Source organism: Candidatus Nitrosotalea sp. FS (assembly GCF_011319475.1).
Lineage (GTDB): Archaea > Thermoproteota > Nitrososphaeria > Nitrososphaerales > Nitrosopumilaceae > Nitrosotalea.
Genome location: NZ_RCMC01000125.1, coordinates 7,722 through 8,108, shown reverse-complemented (window position 1 = coordinate 8,108; position 387 = coordinate 7,722). Strand labels below are relative to the sequence as shown.

General features: G+C 33.6%; 1 protein-coding gene. It reads left to right on the top strand.

Annotation, left to right across the window (positions count from 1 at the left end):
* Nucleotides 1-159: 159 nt before the first annotated feature.
* Nucleotides 160-387 (top strand): hypothetical protein (locus tag DYY66_RS04620; RefSeq protein ID WP_166286625.1); only part of this gene is annotated, 228 nt, incomplete at its 3' end.

Here is a 387-nt window from a genome sequence, read left to right as displayed (position 1 = left end):
GATTCAATACAATTTAAAACCCTAATTATCCTCCTCATTGAATCGAATCAATCGTATTGTACATACCAAGATAGACAAGATTGCATAATTTTGATTTGCACTAAATTTGCATATTATTTGGAAATATCGCTAAATAACAAATTTTGATTTTTGCTTGTAATGACAAAAATACTTTTATCTGGAATGGCAATAGCAACTGTACTTTTTGTACTTGGAATGAGTGCACAAAGTTTTGCAATGCCAATGCCAGACAAAACACAAAATATCGTACAAAGTTATGCATTGAGAAAAGATGCAACACAACAACTAATGGTGACATGTGATTCTCCCACTACTAAAGGAGGTAAGGCAACTTGCCACCTGGGACTAAAGCCACAAGAAGGAATT